The 16948-nt window shown below is 69.0% G+C and carries 13 protein-coding genes and 1 pseudogene; 9 read left to right on the top strand and 5 right to left on the bottom strand.

What is annotated here, in order from left to right:
• Positions 1–975, bottom strand: a 975-nt coding sequence (locus C1I95_RS11515; protein WP_158566369.1) for a serine/threonine-protein kinase, incomplete at its 3' end; no start/stop codon positions are given.
• A gap of 175 nt (positions 976–1150) precedes the next feature.
• On the bottom strand, positions 1151–1315 hold the full coding sequence (locus tag C1I95_RS35205) for a hypothetical protein (protein WP_158566367.1): 165 nt from the start codon (positions 1313–1315) through the stop codon (positions 1151–1153).
• A 74-nt stretch (positions 1316–1389) separates the two neighbouring features.
• On the opposite strand from C1I95_RS35205, the gene C1I95_RS11510 reads away from it, so the two are divergent.
• From C1I95_RS11510 to C1I95_RS11500, 3 genes are all read left to right on the top strand, one after another.
• Positions 1390–2511, top strand: coding sequence for a response regulator transcription factor (locus tag C1I95_RS11510; RefSeq protein ID WP_111213792.1), 1122 nt, complete (start codon positions 1390–1392; stop codon positions 2509–2511).
• A gap of 68 nt (positions 2512–2579) precedes the next feature.
• Entirely contained in the window at positions 2580–3074 is a 495-nt protein-coding gene (locus C1I95_RS11505; RefSeq protein ID WP_111213791.1) for a DinB family protein, read from the top strand.
• Positions 3075–3265: 191 nt separating this feature from the next.
• On the top strand, positions 3266–3790 hold the full coding sequence (locus C1I95_RS11500) for a hypothetical protein (protein ID WP_146605697.1): 525 nt from the start codon (positions 3266–3268) through the stop codon (positions 3788–3790).
• Positions 3791–3992: 202 nt separating this feature from the next.
• On the opposite strand, the pseudogene C1I95_RS11495 reads toward C1I95_RS11500, so the two are convergent.
• Positions 3993–4199 (bottom strand): annotated as a pseudogene (locus tag C1I95_RS11495) (transposase); the annotation flags it as partial.
• A gap of 16 nt (positions 4200–4215) precedes the next feature.
• Here C1I95_RS11495 and C1I95_RS11490 point away from each other — a divergent pair.
• A complete protein-coding gene (locus C1I95_RS11490) occupies positions 4216–4845 on the top strand; it encodes an SDR family NAD(P)-dependent oxidoreductase (RefSeq protein ID WP_233513565.1) in 630 nt (209 codons plus the stop codon).
• Between the two features lie 66 nt (positions 4846–4911).
• Here the strand turns inward: C1I95_RS11490 and C1I95_RS11485 are convergent, their stop codons facing one another.
• Together C1I95_RS11485 and C1I95_RS11480 are read right to left on the bottom strand one after the other, a co-directional pair.
• Complete coding sequence (locus C1I95_RS11485; protein WP_158566365.1) at positions 4912–6795, bottom strand: alpha/beta hydrolase-fold protein; 1884 nt, start codon at positions 6793–6795, stop codon at positions 4912–4914.
• A 474-nt stretch (positions 6796–7269) separates the two neighbouring features.
• The gene (locus tag C1I95_RS11480) at positions 7270–8292 is read right to left on the bottom strand and encodes a LacI family DNA-binding transcriptional regulator (RefSeq protein ID WP_111213788.1); all 1023 of its coding nucleotides are present in this window, start codon (positions 8290–8292) and stop codon (positions 7270–7272) included.
• A 185-nt stretch (positions 8293–8477) separates the two neighbouring features.
• Between C1I95_RS11480 and C1I95_RS11475 the strand changes: the two genes are divergently transcribed.
• From C1I95_RS11475 to C1I95_RS11455, 5 genes are all read left to right on the top strand, one after another.
• Positions 8478–9389 (top strand): carbohydrate ABC transporter permease, encoded by a 912-nt coding sequence (locus tag C1I95_RS11475; RefSeq protein ID WP_111213787.1) that lies wholly within the window; start codon positions 8478–8480, stop codon positions 9387–9389.
• 13 nt (positions 9390–9402) lie between these two features.
• Complete coding sequence (locus tag C1I95_RS11470; protein WP_111213786.1) at positions 9403–10353, top strand: carbohydrate ABC transporter permease; 951 nt, start codon at positions 9403–9405, stop codon at positions 10351–10353.
• 77 nt (positions 10354–10430) lie between these two features.
• On the top strand, positions 10431–11774 hold the full coding sequence (locus tag C1I95_RS11465; protein ID WP_111213785.1) for an ABC transporter substrate-binding protein: 1344 nt from the start codon (positions 10431–10433) through the stop codon (positions 11772–11774).
• A 111-nt stretch (positions 11775–11885) separates the two neighbouring features.
• Entirely contained in the window at positions 11886–14024 is a 2139-nt protein-coding gene (locus C1I95_RS11460) for a glycoside hydrolase family 36 protein (protein ID WP_233513564.1), read from the top strand.
• A gap of 177 nt (positions 14025–14201) precedes the next feature.
• Positions 14202–16889 (top strand): CBM35 domain-containing protein, encoded by a 2688-nt coding sequence (locus C1I95_RS11455; protein ID WP_111213784.1) that lies wholly within the window; start codon positions 14202–14204, stop codon positions 16887–16889.
• The last annotated feature ends 59 nt before the right edge of the window (positions 16890–16948 follow it).

The raw sequence follows: 16948 nt of genomic DNA, 5'->3' as shown, positions 1-16948 counted from the left end.
CGGCGGGGGCGGTGGCACCACGACCTCGGAGGCCGACGACGGTCCCGCCGGCACCGGCGGCGCCCCGGGCGCAGCCACGGGAGCCGCGCGCGTGGTGGGCCCTTCGCCGGCACCCACCGCCTGCACGGTCAGCTCGGTCAGGGCGAACCCGCCGGCGCCCTGGACGCGGCGCAGGTCGTCACCGAACTGCTCGGCCGTCGGGTACCGCTGGGCCGGGTCCTTGGCCAGACCTCTGGCGATCACCTCGGCCAGACCGGGCGGCAGGCCGGTGCCGTTCAGCGTCGGGGCGGGCTCGTTCACCACCCGTCCGAAGAACGACAGCAGCCCCTCGTCGCGGCCGCGCTGGAAAGGCGGGGCGCCGGTCAGGATCTGGTACGCCGTACTGGCCAACGAGTAGACGTCGGAGACGGTGGAGGCCCGGCCGCCGTCGAGCATCTCGGGCGCAGCGTGGTTGGGGGTGAGGGCGGCGATGGTGACGGACCGCTTCGCACCGCTGGTCAGGGCGGCGACACCGAAATCGGCGAGGGCCGGTTCGCCGTAGTTGGTGAAGAGGATGTTCTCCGGCTTGACGTCGCGGTGCAGGATCCCGGCCCGGTGGGCGGTGGCGAGCGCGCCGGAGAGCTTGACCAGGATCGGCAGGGCCCGCGCGGCGTCGAGCGGACCGCCGCTGGTCCGGTCGGCAAGGCTGCCCTGCTCGCAGAACTCCATGACCAGGTACGGCTCGCCGTCGGCCGTCACACCGGAGTCGTGCACCGTGATGATGTTCGGGTGGGTGGCCAGACGCCCGGCGGCCGCACACTCGTCGCGGAACTGGTCACGGGCCCGGGGATCGGAGATGTCGACGTGCAGGACCTTGACCGCGACATTGCGGGCCAGCCGCTCCTGGCGGGCCCCGTAGACGGTGCTGAAGCCACCACGGCCAATCAGCGTCAGCGCCGACAACCCCTCGATCACGGGTTGCTTCCCAGCGGCCACCCGGTCCTCCTCGGTCACGCATCGGTGCGGCAGGTCTTCACGGTAGGGCCGATCGGGTGGCCAGCGAATCAGGGAAATGCCTACTCTCTGCCGCCACGACCGTCTCCCAGCCGCCGTGGTCATAGCCGGACCGGCTGCGTGAGCGTGTTTCGTCCGGCTGATCCTGGGCCAGGGTCTACACGCGGCCCTGCAGGATTGTGCCCACTCGGAGCGCGACGTCCTTGCGCTTGTCCGGGTCGTTGATGTCGACCTGGATCCCGCAGAATTCGCCGCCACGGCACGGGAACCACAGCTGGCCATAGATGTCGTCGTAACTGGCACCGTCGGCGGATCCGCTCACCGGCTCCCCGAGCTTTGCGACGGACTCGTACTCAGCCGGGGGCGCTGGCCTGGCCGGGGCTTCCGGACGAGTCGGTGGCACTGGCCAGTTGCGGGCTGGTCGCCGCGCTCGCCACGTTGGGTCGCGTCGACGAACTCGGCCCGGCTGCCGCGAGGGGCCAGATAGCCGCCGCCCGGTCGCCCGAGCTCGCGTACCTCCGCGTTCCGCTGGCCGGATGGCAGGTGCTCGGGCTGCGCCTGGCTGGCTTCCTCGACGATGCACGCGCAGTCGCAGTCGACACCCAGGAGACGGCCAAGGGCATTCCGTTCGCCATCGAGCTGGCCAATACCCTCGTGGCGGAGGCGGAACTTGCCCGGGGCCAGGTGGTCACCGCGCTGCGCTTGCTGCACGAAGCCCGGGCCGGCCTGGAGCAGGCCGGCAACGCCGGAGGATTCCTGTATTTCTGCCTGCTCTCGACCACCCGAGCGCTGGCCGTTACCGGTGACCTCGTCGCCGCCCGACGTTCCCTCACCGAGCTGCTGGCGATGGAGCATCCCGCACTGCTGGTTCTGCAGCCGGAACTGATGGTGACTCGAGCGTGGGTTGCCGCCGCCGAGGGCACGCTGAGCGAGGCGGTCGCCCTCGCGCACGAGGCGGCCACAGTCGCCGCGTCCCGTGGGCAGCTCGCACACGAGATCCTGGCGCTGCACACCGCAGTCTGCCTCGGCGATGGTTCGGTCGCCGACCGGCTCGCCGACCTGGCCACCCGCGTGCAGGGCCCCCGAGCACCGGCCGCCGCCGCGCAGGCCGCCGCCCTCGCCGCCAACGACGGAGACGCCCTCCTCGCCTCCTCGACCCAGCTCGAAGAACTCGGCGACCTGCTGGCCGCCGCCGACAGCGCCGCGCAGGCGGCGGCAGCCTACACCCGGCACGGTCAGACCACCCGGTCCAAGACTGCGGCGGCCCGCGCCCACCGGCTGGCACTGGCGTGCGGCGGCGTCCGTACCCCGGCCCTGGCCGCCGCGGCCAGACCATTGCCGCTGACCATGCGGGAACGAGAGGTCGTCATGTTGGCTGCCCATGGCCGCTCCAACCGGGAGATCGCCGACCGGCTGGTCGTCTCCGTACGAACCGTGGAAGGCCATCTCTACCGGGCCGCCGCCAAACTCGGCACCAGCAACCGCGCCGAACTCGCCGCCCTGCTCCACGACGACTGAGGTCGGCCGTGCGCGCCTTGCCGCACAGGCGTGCGCCGGCGGCGGGGCCGAGACGTAGGGTCGGGGCCATGCTCGAGTCACAACGCGAACGTGTGCCGCTCAACGACGGCGGCGAGCTGGATACGGCGCTGGCGTTTCTGACCTTCGCCCGGTCCTGCGTCCTGAAGAAGGTCAACGGGTTGGACGCTGAACAGCTACGGCGCCGCTTGGTCGTGTCCGACACGACGCTGCTGGGGCTGGTTCAGCACCTAACCGACGCCGAGCGGTACTGGTTCGGATACACGCTGGCTGGCGACCCGCAGTACGCCGACCTCGACTTCGACATGGTGGTCGCCCCGGACCGCTCCGCGGATCAGGTCATCGCCGCCTACCGGAACGCGATCGCCGAGAGCGACGCGCACATCCATGCGGCCGACGGTCTCGACGCCCGCACCGCCCGCCCGGTGAACGACGAACCCCGCACGCTGCGCTGGGTGCTCGCCCACATGACGGGCGAAACCGTCCGGCACGCGGGGCACGCCGACATCCTGCGGGAACTCGTCGACGGCGTTACCGGCCGCTGACCGGTGCATGCCGAGGTGATCCATCGCCTGCGAACCGCACACCGCGACGCCGACCGGCGAGCCGAGCATCCGCCTCTGTCGCCGAGCGGGCACGCTACCTGCCAGCTGATGCCGTCACGCTCCGTGGTCCGACTGCGGCCAGGCCGACTTCCTGAACTGCCGATGAGCGTGCGCACCGTATCGTGTCGGCGATGATCGAGACTGCCGCCCCGGCCGCCCGCAATATGCGCGGCACCATGGCACTCGTACTTGCGTGCATCAGCCTGGTGCTGTCGCTGATCAGCTGTGGGGCCGGGCTGGTCGCCAGCACCAACGGAATCGACCTGTTCCCAGTGCAGTCCAAGCCGCAGGTCGCCAGCGCGGCTCAGGTGGAAGCGGTCGCTCACGTGACCCTGCCGCCCGGAACCGTGCTCCTTACCGCCGCCTACAGCAACGGCCTGGAAACCCTGCTTTCGGCGAAGTTTCGCATACCCCGTACCGAGCTCGACGCCTTCATCGCCACGGCGAGGTTCACTGCGACGCCCGCACCCGGACTACGGGCAGTCGACGCAGAACACAACGTCGGCGGCGGCGACCTGTGGGACCCCGAAACCGCCAAGGCCATCTCCGGCATCGATGAAGAGCAACCCACTGCCGACGGCACACGCCGAGCTGTCCTGTTCAACCTTGATGCCCCCGATGCAGTGACCGTCTACTTGTACGCCAGCCGCGGCTGAGCCCTGCGACCACCCTCTTTCTGTCGGGCACCGTCTACGTGTGCTGCCGGTCGAGAAGCAGCCCAACCCACCCGGAGTACCACCACGGCACGGTATCGGGCGTCCGTACCCATCCGGAACCGCCTACGCTATCGCCGTGATCGAACGGCTGACCTATCGGTGGGGTCTGTCAAACGAACGGTGTAACCAGGCTTGTTGAGGGTTACTTTCGGCCTGCGGACAAGCGTCCTTCGAAGGCCATCTCGAAGGCGTTCAGGGCGGGTTTCCAGCGCATGGTCCACCGCCGGCGGCCCTGCCCGGTCGGGTCCAGGCTCATCACGGCGAGGTAGACGCACTTGAGGGCGGCGCCCTCGTTGGGGAAGTGGCCACGCGCCCGCACGGCGCGGCGGATCCGGGCGTTGACGGACTTCGGACGATCGGCGGGGATGGCTCTGCCGGCCGCCTCGCGACGGAGCCCGCGCCGCACCTCGGCCGACGGCTTCGAGCTGCAGCTCGGCACCAACATGCTCGGCCACTTCGCGCTGACCGGCCTCCTGTTGGGCAACCTGGCCGCGGCTCGGCAGGCCCGCGTGGTCAGTCTCAGCTCGATCACCCATAAGACTGCGCATCTCGACTTCGACGACCTGATGTTCGAACGTAACTACCGGGCCGCTCCCGCGTATGGCCGGTCCAAACTCGCCACCACGATTTTCGGCATCGAATTCGATCGGCGGTTGCGCGCCGCCGGATCGCCGATCGTCAGCGCGCTGGCCCACCCCGGTCTCACCCGCACCAACCTGACACTGCGGGCCTGGGAACACCGCGGCCGGCTTGGGCAGGCGATCGCGTGGCTCGGCCTGCTGGCCACCCAGCCGGTGGAGCAGGGCGCGCTGCCGCAGTTGCACGCCGCGACCGAGCCCGGTGTGCGCGGCGGCCAGTTCTTCGGCCCGTCCGGGCTCTGGGAAACGCGCGGCCGGGTCACCGAGGCCCGGCTCAGCCGGGAGGCCGTCGACCCGGCCGTCGGCAAGCGACTCTGGGCTGCCGCCGAAGAACTGACCGGCGTCAGCTACCTCTGACCGCTGGGTCCCAGGATCGCTCATGGTGGGCCGACGACGGGAGCGCCGGCCCACCATGCCTGCTGGCTATCGAACCCGTAGCTGCTGGTGGACTGCCGCGTCGGGAGCGTAGGTCAGGTCACCGGAGTAGGCGACGTGGACCGGGTACACCCCTGCTGACAGTCCGGTGGTCGGCAGTGTGACGACGGCCGCGCCACCGGTCAGCGGAACCACCTGCGTCGTGCCGCCGAAGGTCACCGCGATCTCACCGGTCACCTTCGGAGCCTTCTTGTGCTGGGACCTTGCCCGCACATCGACGTTCAGGTTGAACGTGCCACCGCGAACGATCGACGCAGGCGCGGCTTTCGCCTTGACCACGACTCCTGCCGTGCCGGGCGGCGCCAGGGTGACCTGGGCTGAGCTTGCCTTGGTCGGGTCGATCACCGACGTCGCCACGACGGCGAGCGACGACGCGGTCTCGTCAGCGGCCACCGAGAGCAGACCGTCCGTGGAGATGGTGGTGGCCGCCGAGGTCGCTCCCTCGACCGACCACGTCACCGCGGGGCTCACACCTTCGTTGGTCGTCACCTGAGCGCTGAACTGCCTGACCCAGTTCCAGCCCCGCGTCAGGTCCACAGTCGCGGGCGTCACCGAAACGGAGTCGACCCCCGACCACAGGTAGTCCCTGGCGAAGATCGTGAACAGCTGGCTCGCCGTCATCCCGTCGTGCGCGCCGGGGACCTGGGTCGTCTCCGCGGCGAATCCTCGAGCCCTGAAGTTGTTCGCGATGGCGTTCTGGGCGTTGAGGTTGCCCTCGAAGACGCCATTGCCGAGGAACACGAAGAGGTCATCATCCCCGACCGCAGCCGCGACGTTGTCGTAGTCCTGCGCGGTGAGGGACGGATTACCGGAGAAGTGTCCATAGAACGCGAACGTGGTCGGGTAGCCCCTGATGACGTGGGCGCCCGTCATCCCGCCGTACGAGAAGCCGGCGTAGGCGCGCCCCGCACGCTCGGTCGAGACGTTGTAGTTCTCCTCGATGAGGGGGAGGATCGTCTGGACCAGGTTGTTGGCGGCGTTGGTCTGGTTGTAGGAGGCGAAGCCGAGGCTGGTGCCCGTGAAGTGGTTCCCCATGGTGACGACCACCGTGGGTTCGATCTCGCCCTTCGCCGTCATGTTGTCCAGGATGTTCGGGACATTCGCAGGGACCATGAAGTCGGTCTCATCACCGAAGATGCCGTGGGCGAGATACGCAACCTTGTATGGCTGTGCGCGGTTGGCATCGTAGTCGGCCGGTAGGTAGACGCCGAGGTAGTGGCCACTGTCGCCCAGAATCGTGGTGTAGGGGACGTATTGGACGGTGCCCCGCCGCGAGGGGTCCGCGATCGGCAACTCGTACTCCGCACGCTCCTTCAGCACCGGGTCGTTCTGCTTCTCGGCGTACGGCACGTATACGGCATCGAGGACGTCGTTGTTCCTGACCCGGAACGAGGACTCGCCAGGGGGCCGAGGGTTCGTCGAGGCGGGATCCCAGATGCGCTTGTTCACCCAACCCTGAGTCGGGTCCCAGACCCGGTACCAGTAGCTGATACTTCCGGCGTGCAGCGGGATCGAGATCGACCAGTATCCCTCGGAATCCCTGGCCATGTCCCTGAGGAACTCGGTACCTCCGGCGTGGTACCGCCCCGGCTGCCACGCTTCCGGCTGATACCGCGTGTTGCCAGTACCGACGTCGAGCAGAGTCAGGTCGCCGGCAAGGCGGACCTGGGTGGCATTGGGATTGTGGTAGACGAACGTAGCGGTGTATCCGGTCGGTGAACCGCTATCCGCCTTGACGGTCGCGCCGTCCACCTTCGCGGGCTCGCCTGCGGCGGCAGCCGGCGGGGAGGCGATGGCGCCTGCACCGACTGCCATGAACGCGAGTAACGAGATTGCGCGCCTGAGCCTGCGCCTTCCGATCGCATTTCTCATTCGAGCACACTCCTCTGCAGTCTCTTCTCGTGGCCTTGTTCGATCTCGTGGTGTGCGAGATGTGCGCCTGGTGGCCATCGCGCCGCCGCAGCGGGCCTCTTCTGACCCGATGCGGGTGGCGTCCGGGGGCGGGTGATGCTGATGAATCGAAACTGGGAAGCATCAGTTCTTGATTCGACTCACCGCCGCAGGGGCCACCGGAGGGTGGCGCCGTCCTCGTACGACGGCTGCCGCCGGGAGACGACTGCGGGACGGGACGTGGTGTGGTGGTTGGACATGAAGTGCTCCCTTCCGGGCCACGCGGGCTCCCTGCCCGTTGGATCTGACCCGCTCCGGCACTCTATGGACCCAGCGCGCTGCTAAATCGAATTAGCAAGGGGTAGTGTGGCTGGGCGCGCCTTTCGATGTCAAGGGTCGTCCAGGGCTGTTGCGGTGCGGGTTGCTCCGGTGCGCGGCGCGAGGACGGTGCGAACGTCAGCGGCGCTTGGCCTCGGGCGGCGGACCGCTGCTCTCCCGGATCACCAGATGGGGGGTGCCGGAGGAGTTCTGGGGCGGCTGTTCATTCCCGATCATGGCGACCACCTCGCGGAACGCTCGTCGCCCGACATCGACGAAATCCTGTTGCACGGTGGTCAGGGCCGGGCTCCACAGGGCGCCGAGCGGGTGGCCGTCGAACCCGACGACGCTTATCTCGTCAGGGACCCGGCGGCCCTTCTCGTGCAGGGCGCGCAGCAGGCCGATGGCCAGTTCGTCGTTGCCGCACAGCACCGCGGTGACGTCGTCGCGGTCGGCGAGAGTGAGGCCGATCTCGTACGCCCGGTGGGGATCCCAGCCGGCCTCCATCAGCGGGGGGATCTCGGCGCCGGCACGCTCGAGGGCTTTGCGCCAGCCGGCGGAGCGGCCGCTGCGGCGCCCGGCCAGTGGTACCGCGATGTGGTGCACGGTGCGGTGGCCGAGTTGGAGCAGGTAGTCCGTGGCGGTCATGGCGGCGGTGGTGTCGTCGAGGACGACGTGGGGGACGCCGGAGCCGCGGCTGCCGGCGACGGCCACGACCGGGACCCCCGACGGCATGGCGCGGACCGTCGCGATGCCGGCCGGGTCGAATTTCAGCACGATGACTCCGGCGACGGGGTTCGCCAGGGCGAGGTCGATCGTCTTGGTGACGGTGTCCGGGTCCTCGGCTTCGATGACGGTGATCATGACGATGTAGCCGGCCAGCCGGGCGGCCTCCTCGATGCCCTGGATGGTGAGGGCGTAGCCGTATCGGGTGGTGGCGCCGGCGAGCACCGCGATCACCGACTGATGCCCCTTGATCAGGGCGCGGGCGGCACCGTTGGGCCGGTATCCGAGTTCCTGGATCGCCCGCAGCACCCGTTCCCGGCGCTCCGTACTGACCGGAACCGAGCCGGTCAGTACGCGTGAGACGGTCGGCACCGAGACACCGGCCAGTTTGGCGACGTCGGTGATGGCGGGGGTGCGGCTCACGAATCTGGGCATCTCAGAACACATCGTAGTCGGGAAACGGCGCCTGCCGGGGCGGCGCCGTCACGGAGTGCCAGTTAGATGACTGTCGAAGGATTACGGATAGATTACGATCCGTTTTCGCCTCCCATGAAAACGTTATCATCCGTGTGCCGTGAACCCACTGCGGGAGGCACCGCAGGCATCGGGAAGGTCCTCGGATGAGCGAGCGCTGGCAACGGGTGCGGCATCACCCTGGCGCGGTGGCCGCGCTGTTCCTCCTGCCGGCGGGGTTCGGCTTCGTCGTCTTCTACCTCTGGCCCGCCATCCGTGCACTGTGGATGAGCTTCACCGACTACAACGTCCTGCGCGGCTCCGGCGACTGGGTCGGTCTACAGAACTATCAGGACCTGGCCGCCGACCCGCTGTTCTGGCACTCGATGCGGGTAACCGCGCTGTACGTGGTGCTGAACATCGGGGTGCAGACCGCTCTCGCCCTGGCGATGGCGGTGATGATGGACCGGCTCACCCGATCAGCGCTGGTACGCGGCGTGCTGGTCTTGCCGTGGCTGATCCCGCAGGTGGTCGTCGGCCTGCTCTGGTTGTGGATGCTCGACCCCCGGCTCGGCGTGGTGAACCACCTGTTGGACTGGGTGGGCATCGGTGGCCAGGACTTCTTCGGCTCGCCGGCTCAGGTGATCCCGACGCTGGCCGGTGTGAACACCTGGCGTTTCGTCGGCTACACCGCACTCCTGATCTTCGCCGGCCTGCAGATGATCCCCCGTCACCTGTACGAGGCGGCGGCGCTGGACGGTGCGGGGGAGTGGCGGACCTTCTGGCGGGTCACCCTGCCGCTGCTGCGTCCGGTGCTGGCGTTGGTGCTGGTGCTGTCGGTGGTGGGGTCGTTCCAGGTGTTCGACCTGGTGCAGGTCGCCACCGGCGGCATCGGAGGTCAACCGGGCGGACCGGCCAACTCCAGCCTGGTGATCTACGTCTACATCTTCCGGCACGCGTTCAACTTCAACAACGCCGGCTATGCGGCCGCCATGTCGGCGGTGCTGGCCGTGCTGCTGGCCGCGGTCACCTTCTTCATCATGCGGGGGCTGCGCGGCTCCCGGTCCGACCTGGCGTGAAGGGAGGTTGGCGATGACCTCGACCACCACCGCATCAACCGACCGGCCGGCGGTGCCGCGCCGCCCAGCCCGCAAGCCTCGCCGTCCGCTGCGGTTCCGGCTGTCCCGCATCGCCGCCTGGGCGGTGCTGGTCCTGCTGATGGCGGGGACACTGCTGCCGTTCTACTGGATTCTGCGTACCGCCTTCTCGACCAACTCGGCGTTGTTCACCGGCGACCAGTCGGTGCTGCCGGCGGAGCCCACCTGGGTCAACTTCCGGCGGGTGCTCGGGCTGGCCAGTCCGGAGGAGGTGCGGGCGGCCGGCGGCTCCGGCGCCGAGCTGCAGTTCTGGCTCTACCTGCGCAACTCCGTCGTCTTCGCGACGCTGGTCACGGTCGGGCAGGTGACCTGCTGCGCGATGGCCGCGTACGCGTTCGCGCGGCTGCACTGGCGCGGCCGGGACGCGGTGTTCTACCTGTTCCTGTCCACGCTGATGGTGCCGCCGATCTTCGTGCTGATCCCGAACTTCGTGCTGCTCAGCGAGGTCGGCCTGCTGGACACGTTCGCCGGTCTGGCCGCGCCGTACTTCTTCATGACGCCGTTCATGGTGTTCTTCCTTCGTCAGTTCTTCCTCGGGATGAGCAGCGAGTTGGAGGACGCGGCCCGGATGGACGGGGCCGGCCATCCCCGAATATTCCTGCGGATCTGCGTGCCGGTGATGGCGGCTCCGCTCACCACCGCCGCGATCCTCGCGTACGTCATGGCGTGGAACGAGTTCATGTGGCCGCTCGTGGCGGGTAGCGATCCGAGCGTACGGGTGCTGACCGTGGGCCTGTCGGCCTTCCGGTCCGGCCAGCCCCAGGCGGCGCCGGACTGGACCGGGCTGATGGCGGCCACCGTGCTGGGTGCGCTGCCGGTGGTTCTGCTGTTCCTGGCCATGGGCCGGCGGATCGTCGACTCGATCAGATTCACCGGCCTCAAATGACAGGCGGTCGCCGCGAGCGGCGACCGCGCGGGGGGATTGGGTTACGCGCAACGAATCACATCTGAGAGGAGTCCACGATGAAACTCAGCTGGCGCCGGCGGATCGCGGTACCGATGTGTGCCGCGCTCCTGCTGGTGGCCGCGTGCAGCGGCACCGGTGACGGCGACAAGGTGACACTCGACTACTGGCTCTGGGACGACCGGCAGATTCCCCAGTACCAGGAGTGCGCCGACGCGTTCACCGCGCAGAGCGGGGTGGAAGTCAAGATCACCCAGTACGCGTGGGAAGACTACTGGAGCAACCTCAACACCCAGTTCGCCGCCCGCCGGGCACCCGACGTGTTCACCGACCACCTGGCGTTTTACCCGTCGTTCGTGCAGAACCAGGTGATCCTGCCGATCAACGAATACGTCGAGCGGGACAACGTCGACCTGGGGCAGTACTACCCGGGCCTCGCCGAACTCTGGGTGGGCCAGGACGGTAAGCGGTACGGGCTGCCGAAGGACTGGGACACCATCGCCATGGCGTACAACTCGACCATGCTGGCGGCGGCCGGGCTGAGCCGGGAGGACGTCTGGAACGCCACCTGGAACCCCAGCGACGGGGGAACCTTCGAGGACATCATCGCCCGACTGAGCGTCGACGAGAACGGCGTACGCGGTAACGAGCCGGGCTTCGACGCGACGAAGGTCGCCGTGTACGGACTCAGTTTCGACAACCCGTCCAACTCGGCGTCCGGTCAGACCAGCTGGGGCAACTTCGCCCGCAGTCTCGGCTTCGAGCTGCTCGCCGACGGCAACCCCTGGGGCACCGACTACCAGTTCGACGACCCGAGATTGGCGCAGACACTCGACTGGTTCGCCCGGATGGTCAAGGCCGGCTACCTGACGCCGCTGGCTGACCTACAGGGCGTCGGGTACGTCTCGCTGTTCGAGGCGGGCGACGTGGCGCTGACCATCAACGGTTCGTGGGCGATCAGCAGCTTCACCGGGATCTCCGGCGCTGAGGTGGGCTTCGCTCCGCTGCCCACCGGGCCGCAGGGCCGGTGGAGCATCTACAACGGTCTCGCCGACGCGATCTCGGCCAACACCGCGCACCGCGACGAGGCCTGGCAGTGGGTGAAGTACCTCGCGTCCGCCGAGTGCCAGAACGTGGTCGGCGAGAAGGCCGTGGTCTTCCCGGCCATCCCGGCGTCACTGAAGATCGGCGAGCAGGTCCGCGAGCAGGCCGGCCTGGACGTCAGCGCCTACACCACCTACCTGGAATCGCAGCACACCTTCCTCTACCCGGTCACGGTCAACTTCGACCAGGTGACCCAGGCGGTCGGTGCCGCCGTCGACGAGATCCTGCTCGGCAACCGCCCCGCCGCCGAGGCGCTGACCGCCGCCCAGAAGCAGGTCGACTCGATCATGGGCCGGTAGGGACCAGCAAGCCCTGGACGGAAATGTTCACGGGGCCTCTCTGCGCACAATCTGAAAACCTTTTCACCCGATGACCTTGAAGCGCGCCGTCAACCCTGTTGAGGAGCACGTGTGAGCACGATCCACCGAGACAACGACGACCTCCACTGGGGACACTCCGCCCTCGCGGTCATCCTCACCACCCCGCCCGACGCCCCACCGAGCCTGGTGCACCTCGCCGTCGACAACCGCGCGGTGCACCAGACCGGGCAGCACCACCCCCTGGTCGAGATACAGGTAGGTGGGCACGGGCGCGCCTGGTCAGGTGCCCGCTCGACCGGCACGGCGGTCGGCCGGCGGCTGCGCTACGACGGCCACCACCAAAGCGCGGAGGACGGCTGGCAAACACTGCGAGTCGACGCCAGCGACCCGGGCAGCGGCCTGCGGGTCGAGGTCTGGTTCCGGACTCCGGTCGGGGTGCCGGCATTGCAGACCTGGACCGTGGTCCACAACCCCACTCCCGATCCGCTGACCCTGCGGGCGGTCAGCTCCCTGGTGGCAAACCTGATCCTGCCGGCCGACACCGGCGCCGACGACCTCGACCTGCACTGGGCGCAGAGCAGCTGGCTCGCCGAGAACCGGTGGCGTCGCCAACCGGTGCGCGCGCTCGACCTGCCCGACCTGGACCTGCCGCTGCACGGACACCGGTCGCGCGATGCCTTCGTGGTGGCGAGCACCGGCTCCTGGTCAACCAAACACGCCCTGCCGGTTGGGGTAATCGTGCACCGCCCCACCGGGCGCGCCTGGTGCTGGCAGATCGAGCACAACGGCAGCTGGCGCTGGGAGATCGGCGAACGCCAGGCCGGGCTCTACCTCACGGCGACCGGTCCCAACGACACCGACCACCAGTGGCGGCACGTCCTGGCGCCGGGCGCGCACCTCACCTCCGTACCGGTGGGGATCGCCGTCTCCGACGGCGGCCTGGACGGCGCGGCGGCGGCGATCACACACTACCGCCGGCACATCGTCCGCCCACACCCCGACCGGCAGGCCCTGCCCGTCGTGTTCAACGACTACATGAACACGCTGATGGGCGAGCCCACCAGCGAAGCCCTCAACCCGCTGATCGAGGCGGCCGCCGCCGCCGGCGCCGAATACTTCTGCATCGACGCGGGCTGGCACGACGACAGCCGCTCCCCCCGGTGGCACGAGATGATGGGCGACTGGATCCCGTCGACCACCCGGTTCACCCACGGCCTCGGCGAGGTGATCGGGCGCATCCGTGCCGCCGGGATGGTGCCCGGGCTGTGGCTGGAGCCGGAGGTGGTCGGGGTCGACAGCCCGGTGGGAGTCGACCTGCCGGCGGACGCCTTCTTCCAGCGCGACGGCGAACGGCTGGTCGAGGACGGGCGCTACCACCTTGACCTTCGCCATCCCGCCGCGCTCGCCCACCTCGACGCGGTGGTGGACCGGCTGGTCGCCGACTTCGGCATCGGCTACTTCAAGCTCGACTACAACATCGACTCCGGTGCCGGCACCGACCGGGCCGCCGCCAGCGCGGGTGACGGTCTGCTCGGCCACGGCCGAGCCCTGCTCACCTGGCTTGACGGGGTGCTCGACCGGCACCCCGAGCTGGTCATCGAGAACTGTGCCTCCGGTGCCATGCGGATGGACTACGCCATGCTCGCCCGGCTGCAACTGCAGTCCACCAGCGACCAGCAGAACCCCGAACGGTACCCGCCGATCGCCGCGGCGGCACCGATGAGCGTGCTGCCGGAGCAGGCCGCCAACTGGGCCTACCCGCAACCCGGCATGAGCCCGGAAGGCATCGCGTTCTGCCTGGTGACCGGGATGGTCGGACGGCTCTACCTCTCCGGCCACCTGGACCAGATGGCACCCGACCAGCACCGGCTGGTCGCCGACGGGGTGACCGCCTACCGCGGCATCCGCGACCACCTCGCCCGGGCGCTGCCCTGCTGGCCCGCCGGCCTGCCCGACTGGGCCGATCCCTGGATCACCCTCGGGCTGCGCCCGCCGACCGGCGACGACCAACCCACCTACCTCGCGCTGTGGCGACGCCCCGGTGCCGATCCGAAGCTCACCGTCCACCTGCCCCACCTGGCCGGGCGGCAGCTCCAGCCGAGGCTCGTATACCCCCACGACCTCGCCTCCTGGCACGTGACCTGGGAGGCCGAGCCGGGTCGCCTGACGGTGATCAGCGCCGACACCGTACCGGCGGCCCGCCTGTTCGCCCTCACCCCCGAGACCTGATTGGAGGCCCACCGGTCGCCATCCCCGACCAGCATCGCGACATCGCACATCCCCACCACACCGGCCAGCACTCGTAGAGAGCAGGAGAAAGGCACGGCCAGATCACGCACACCACTGCCGACCCGGAAATCCGTACCAGCGATCGTCACCGCGCTCGCCCTCGTCACCGCGGCGTCGATGGCGACCGTCCCCGCCCAGGCCCAGGAACAGCAGGCCACCGCCCAGCAGCTCGTCGTCGACCTCGGCACCCGCACCGGCGAGTTCCGCGGCGCGGCGAGCGGTGCCCTGTACGGACTCAGCGACGAGGGGGTACCCAGCGACAACACCCTGGAGCCGCTGCGGCTGACCACCGTCAACCAGAAGCCACCCGCCGGTGCCCAGCACCCCAACGGCGACGCCCTGGTCGTGGCCGAGCCGTTCTTCCGCACCGGCGGCGACTACATCCAGATCAACGTCCAGGACATGTACGCGAACTGGACCTACGAGAACGTCGGCGGGGTCATCCCCTGCAACCAGGTCTGCTTCGACAACTACATGCAGAAGCTCGCCTGGGTGGTCGACCAGGTGTCCAACAGCCCGTACGCCGACCGCATCGTCTACGTGCCGTTCAACGAGCCCGACGGGATCTGGTACAGCACCGGGACTGGCAACGCCGCCCAGTACCAGACCAGGATGAACGCCCTCATGAACCACTGGAAGGCGGCGGTCGAGTACATCCGGGAGCACCACCAGGGCGCACGGGTCATGGGCACCAACGACGCACTGTTCCGGGCCCGCAACTACGGTGACTTCCTCACCTTCGCCCGCGACAACGACGTGCTGCCCGACTTCACGTCCTGGCACCAGCTCGACTCCACCGGTCTGAACCCGCTGCACGGCAACTACTTCCGCACCAACTACCAGACCTACCGCAACCTCGAGCGGGAGCGCGGCATCGCCCCGATCCCGATCAACATCAACGAGTACGGCGGCAACCGCGACCTGACCGTCCCGGGACAGCTGCTCCAGTACGTCGCCATGTTCGAAGAGGCCAAGGTCGACGCGGGCGGCAAGGCGTACTGGACCGCAGCCGGTCTGCTCGGCGGCGACGTCGTCGAGACCAACAAGCCCGGCGGTGGCTGGTGGTTCTACAAGATGTACGCCGACCTGGCCGGCGCCGACACCGTCAAGGTGACACCACCGACAGCTACCACCATCGACAAGCTCGAGGGGATCGCCGCGATCGACGACAGCCGTCGGCAGGCACGCATCATCGCCGGCGGCGGGACGGCCACCGACTTCGACGTGGTGATCAACAACATCGACCCCGAGACGTTCGGTGACACCGTCAACGTCACCCTCTCCGCGACCACCTGGAGCGGGCAGAATTCCGACGCCCCGCCACCGCTGGTGCTCCGCGACCAGGACCTCGCCCCGGAGAACGGTTCGCTGGTGATCCCGGTCCGCGGGCTCGGGGTCCACGGCAGCGGCGGACCGAACATCGATCTGATGTCCGCGTACGAGATCGTGCTGTCGCCCGGCGGCGCCGGCAGCCGCCAGCCGGTGGACCTGCCCTGGCGCGCCTCGTACGAGGCGGAACTCGCCACCGTCACCGCGGGCACCATCCAGACCTTCGGGACACCGGCGAACTGGAATGCGGCCGCCACCTCCGGCAGCCGCCACGTCGGCAACCTCACCCAGAACACCAGCGCCGTGACGTTCGACGTCGAGGTGCCCGAGGCCGGCGCCTACCGGCTGAGCATCCTGTACGGCAACCAGACCGGTCAGCCGTCCCAGCAGGTGCTCACCGTCAACGGCGGCAGCGCGCAGTTCGTCGACTACCAGGCCACGCTCAACTTCCAGTGGCGCACCCGCAAGGACGTGGTGATCCAGCTTGCGGCGGGAACGAACCAGATCCGGCTGGCGAAGTCCCACCCCGAGCTGGGCGTGGCGGTCGCCCAGGCGTCGCTGGACCGGATCGACCTCGAACGGCTCTCCGGTGGCACCGTCACCCGGAGCTATGAGGCCGAGCGGTCGCAGACCAAGGGCGACGTGACCTACGAGTACGACAACCACCAGCAGTCGGGCGCCGGCCACCTCACCCTCAAGCGCGGCGGTGAGGCCATGTTCTCGGTGTACGCCGAGGAGGACGGCTACTACGACCTGGAGTTCCGGCACAACAGCCCAGGCCGACCGGGGTCGATCACCGCGAACATCGGGCTCGACCGGCGTCCGGTCGACGGCGCCGTGCTCCGGGCCAACCCGGGCGGTGGCACGTTCTTCAAGACCGACCGGCACCGCCTCTTCCTGTCCGCAGGGGTGAACCGGGTGACCGTGCAGCCGGCCGCCAACACCCCGGTACGCCTCGACCGGCTCAGCGTCACCCGAGCCTCGAACGCGCCAACGGTGCGGACGGTGGAGGCCGAGGCCGCCACGCTCACCGGTTCCGCGGCAGTGCAGAGCCACGGCTACGCCTCGGGCGGGCAGTACGTCGGCTGGGTCGGCCAGGGACCGCAGAACCGGCTGTCCTTCCAGGTCGACGTGGCGCAGGCCGGCGACTACATGCTCGTCGTGCACTACGCCAACGACGAGCGCGACACCGGCCACGTCTACAACGCCGACATCATCTCCCGACCGATCGACTTCGTCGTCAACAGTGCAGATGCCACCCGGTACTGGTTCAAGAACACCTGGTCGTGGGGCAACTGGTGGGCGCGCGGCGTGCCGGTGACCCTCAAGGCCGGGACCAACACCAACACCATGTACAACGACCCGGCCAACGGTGCCACGGCCTCGGGTTGCCCGACGCCCTGCATGCCCACGCTGGACAGCCAGTGGGCGCCGAACCTCGACCGATTCGACCTCGCCCCGATCAGGGTCAACTGATCCTCGGGCGACGACCCGGGGGTGGGTCTCGGCCGCCGGCCGAGACCCACCCCCGGCGC

It is taken from the genome of Micromonospora craterilacus (genome assembly GCF_003236315.1).
Lineage (GTDB): Bacteria > Actinomycetota > Actinomycetes > Mycobacteriales > Micromonosporaceae > Micromonospora > Micromonospora craterilacus.
This window is presented reverse-complemented; position numbering and strand designations above follow the sequence as displayed.

What these genes read in the sequence shown, in the direction of transcription:
- C1I95_RS11505 (WP_111213791.1), top strand. Translation starts at nt 2,580, where the DNA reads ATGCTCGAGTCACAACGCGAACGTGTGCCGCTCAACGACGGCGGCGAG.
- C1I95_RS11500 (WP_146605697.1), top strand. Translation starts at nt 3,266, where the DNA reads ATGATCGAGACTGCCGCCCCGGCCGCCCGCAATATGCGCGGCACCATG.
- C1I95_RS11490 (WP_233513565.1), top strand. Translation starts at nt 4,216, where the DNA reads ATGGCTCTGCCGGCCGCCTCGCGACGGAGCCCGCGCCGCACCTCGGCC.
- C1I95_RS11485 (WP_158566365.1), bottom strand. Translation starts at nt 6,795, where the DNA reads ATGAGAAATGCGATCGGAAGGCGCAGGCTCAGGCGCGCAATCTCGTTA.
- C1I95_RS11480 (WP_111213788.1), bottom strand. Translation starts at nt 8,292, where the DNA reads ATGCCCAGATTCGTGAGCCGCACCCCCGCCATCACCGACGTCGCCAAA.
- C1I95_RS11475 (WP_111213787.1), top strand. Translation starts at nt 8,478, where the DNA reads ATGAGCGAGCGCTGGCAACGGGTGCGGCATCACCCTGGCGCGGTGGCC.
- C1I95_RS11470 (WP_111213786.1), top strand. Translation starts at nt 9,403, where the DNA reads ATGACCTCGACCACCACCGCATCAACCGACCGGCCGGCGGTGCCGCGC.
- C1I95_RS11465 (WP_111213785.1), top strand. Translation starts at nt 10,431, where the DNA reads ATGAAACTCAGCTGGCGCCGGCGGATCGCGGTACCGATGTGTGCCGCG.
- C1I95_RS11455 (WP_111213784.1), top strand. Translation starts at nt 14,202, where the DNA reads ATGGCGACCGTCCCCGCCCAGGCCCAGGAACAGCAGGCCACCGCCCAG.